General features: G+C 39.5%; 4 protein-coding genes. 1 reads left to right on the forward strand and 3 read right to left on the reverse strand.

Going from position 1 to position 3,147, the window contains the following annotated elements:
- A partial coding sequence (locus QVP40_RS13405; RefSeq protein ID WP_288200598.1) for an HAD hydrolase family protein occupies positions 1-622 on the reverse strand: 622 nt, incomplete at its 3' end.
- A 138-nt stretch (positions 623-760) separates the two neighbouring features.
- Between QVP40_RS13405 and QVP40_RS13410 the strand changes: the two genes are divergently transcribed.
- Positions 761-1,039 (forward strand): type II toxin-antitoxin system HicB family antitoxin, encoded by a 279-nt coding sequence (locus QVP40_RS13410; protein WP_022068876.1) that lies wholly within the window; start codon positions 761-763, stop codon positions 1,037-1,039.
- 18 nt (positions 1,040-1,057) lie between these two features.
- Here the strand turns inward: QVP40_RS13410 and QVP40_RS13415 are convergent, their stop codons facing one another.
- Both QVP40_RS13415 and QVP40_RS13420 read right to left on the reverse strand, forming a co-directional pair.
- The gene (locus tag QVP40_RS13415) at positions 1,058-1,711 is read right to left on the reverse strand and encodes a dihydroxyacetone kinase family protein (RefSeq protein ID WP_022068877.1); all 654 of its coding nucleotides are present in this window, start codon (positions 1,709-1,711) and stop codon (positions 1,058-1,060) included.
- A gap of 23 nt (positions 1,712-1,734) precedes the next feature.
- Positions 1,735-2,727: a dihydroxyacetone kinase subunit DhaK gene (locus QVP40_RS13420; RefSeq protein ID WP_022068878.1), complete on the reverse strand. Its 993-nt coding sequence runs from the start codon at positions 2,725-2,727 to the stop codon at positions 1,735-1,737.
- Between the last annotated feature and the right edge of the window lie 420 nt (positions 2,728-3,147).

A 3,147-nucleotide genomic window follows, 5' to 3' on the forward strand; every position in this document is an offset into this window, starting at 1 on the left:
GATATAAAAGCGTATTTCCCTTTCCTGCGTTTTTATGTCCAATCTCCACCATATGAGGAACAGACGAGGTTATATATGCATCAGAAAGCGAGTCTCTTAACTGTTTTTTCAGTGTGCATTTGCCGTCTCTGTCCCCACAGATAAATGCCATACTGTCCAGTTCCGTTCTGTGTTCCATGGCAAACGCTTTTATATCTTTTACCGGTATTCTTGTTTCCCTTACATACTTTGCCCCATATTCCGTGGCCCCGTATTTTTCCGGAAACCTCACATAAGATTCTTCCGAATAAGGGATTCCATCCACAAAAAGCTCTATGGCGGTATTTTCCGGTACCTGAATATCCAATGCTTCCTCAACCGTCTGTCCGTTCAGCAGACACTGATAAATCCTCTTATTCTCCAGGACAGAATAAATGGCGCCTCCATTGGATGTGATCACATACCGGATACCCGGATAATTCCGGATCCGTTCAGGTATTGCCCTGAAGGATCTCCCTGTAGCCGGTATCACATATATTCCCTTTTTTACAGCCATATCAAGAATCTGCACAGTTGTCTGTGACAGCTCTTTGCTGTCTGTAAGCAGTGTTCCGTCTAAATCACTGGCAATCAACTTTATCACAGCTTTTACCTCCCGTTTCTGATTATATAAAATATATCCCGGTTTTTCCATGCGGAAACAAATTTTTCTTTTCCATCGCTGCAAGAATATGTTACAATATCTTTCATAACAGTATGTAGCAAACAGTAGGAGGCATTTATGAAGTTTATTTATCCTGCGGTATTCCGCAAAACGGAAAACGGAACCTATCATGGATTTTTCCCGGATCTGGAATGCTGCTATGCTGACGGTGACACCCTGGACGATGCCATTGACAATGCAAATGAAGCAGCTTATAACTGGATCTCTCTGGAGCTTTCTGAGGATGACTGTAATCTTCCATCTGTTTCTGATAAAGAGGATATGGAGCTTCAGGAGGGAGATATTGTACGGAATATTTCTGTAAATATTCGGTTTTACGAAGGCTGGGACGAATAATCGCCCCAGCCTTTTTGTTTACATCCCACATATATAATTATAAAATCCCAAAATCTTATAATAACCTGCAACTGCACCTTGATCAGCAATGCCAGCGCATTGCGCTGCATGAACTGCTGCCTTTCCAAATACAGGAACCATACTCTTGGTTGATTCTGTTCCTTCTTTTGCTGCATTAAGTGCAACTGCCACAACTTCACTCAGAGAAGCCTCCGGATTCTTTTCTGTCAACTCTTTTGCTGCCTGAGCTGCTGGAAATACAGAATCATAAATTGTGCGCTGACCTGTCTGACACTTGCCCCTTTTTTGTATTCCGGCTGCAAATCCAACAAGATATGCTGCCAGTCCCATCCCATCTATTTCTGTCTTTCCCTTTAAATTTTTTCCACCTTCCATAACACCACTGGACATAAGAAATCCCATGGTAGAGGGAACAAGATTTGCCATCTTCATTCCCGATTTCATAAGAAGTTTCCCTATATCTCCGCCAGCTCCATCCATTTCATTGCGTATTAACTCCGGAAGAGAACCATATCCCTTACTCATGGTAAGCCCCAGGTCTCCATCCCCCAGGCGAGCATCCATATCACATAATTCCTCTTTTTTCTCTGTAAAAAGCTCGCCCACAGAAGTAAACAGATCCGGCAGCTGATTAAATGCAATTCTGTCCATATGAAACCTCCTCAAGACTCTAATTATTTCTGGCAGATAAACGGTGTGTTTACCGGATAATCCATATAATGTTTCATTTCATCATTCATTTTACATATGGAAATAGATGCACCTGCCATTTCCATAGATGTTGCATATTCACCTACAACAGTTTTGTAAATATGAATTCCTTTAGATGTAAGAATTTCATTTACATCATTGCTAAGTATATATAATTCCTCAACTGAAGTCGCACCAAGTCCATTAATAAGAACAGAAACTTCATCTCCTTCTGTCAAAGGCATATCACCAAGAAGCGTGTTTAAAGATTCCTCGGCAATCTCACGGGATGTTTTTAACGGACCATTCCATACACCAGGTTCCCCATGAATTCCCATTCCCATTGCCATTTCATTTTCCTTCAATTCAAAATTCGCATGCCCTACTTCCGGAATAATACACGGAGTAAGCGCAAATCCAACTGTACGTGTATTGTCTTTTGCCAGTTGCGCTGCAGCCATTACTTCTTCAAGTGTTCCACCTTCATCCGCTTTTGCCCCAGCTGCCTTAAACATAAAATAAATTCCAGCCACACCTCTGCGCGTATCTGGGTCCGCATGTGAATTTACATCATCAGCTCCAACAATACTTTTGCATTCAATATCATCCATATCGCAAAGATCTGATGCCATATCAAAGGTCATAATATCTCCGGTATAATTACCATAAAGGAAAAGAACTCCTGCTCCTGCATGAACCTCTTTTGCAATCTTATAAATCTGTTCTGGTGACGGAGACTGAAATACACCGCCTACGCCACAACCATCAATAAGTCCCTCTCCTACATAACCAAGAAACAGCGGAAGGTGTCCTGAGCCTCCACCAGTAATAATAGCGACTTTTCCATCTTTTTTGTGAGCAATGCAGTAACTTCTAAGATCATCTTCCGCACATTTTACCTGATCCGGATGAGCCGCATAAATCCCTTTAAGCATATCATCTACATAAGTCTCCGGCGCATTAATAATTTTTTTCATGTTCTACCTCCTTGTAATCTTTTTGTACTTATTGAATAATTTTATTAATTATTTTTAATTTAATATATTTATTTTAACTATATTTTAATCACTTTTGTTTGTTTTGTCAATTAATTTGTCCGTTTTTGTTGTTTTGGTTCCGTATCAATTATGTATTTTGTATAAGTTATTCTCTTTATATAGTTTATAGAAAAAATTTCGCTTGTCAGCTCTAAACTCATTAAAATATCTCTAATATTCGAACTTCTTCAATATCCGGTTCTTATATTTGATTTTTCACTTAAACCATGATATCTTAAATTAAAACAAAGATGCTTAAATATATGAAAGGAGTCTTTTTGCTGTGTTAGCAATCACCCGTAAACAAGCCATCAAAAAACTGCTTCAGGAGCAAAAAAGTGTCACTATTTCCGATCTGTC

This window comes from Blautia sp. CAG:257 (genome assembly GCF_000433815.1).
Classification (GTDB): Bacteria; Bacillota; Clostridia; order Lachnospirales; family Lachnospiraceae; genus Blautia_A; species Blautia_A caecimuris.

Bases quoted from the DNA above. Each gene is read 5' to 3' on its own strand.
- QVP40_RS13410 (WP_022068876.1), top strand. From the start codon at position 761: ATGAAGTTTATTTATCCTGCGGTATTCCGCAAAACGGAAAACGGAACC.
- QVP40_RS13420 (WP_022068878.1), bottom strand. From the start codon at position 2,727: ATGAAAAAAATTATTAATGCGCCGGAGACTTATGTAGATGATATGCTT.
- QVP40_RS13415 (WP_022068877.1), bottom strand. From the start codon at position 1,711: ATGGACAGAATTGCATTTAATCAGCTGCCGGATCTGTTTACTTCTGTG.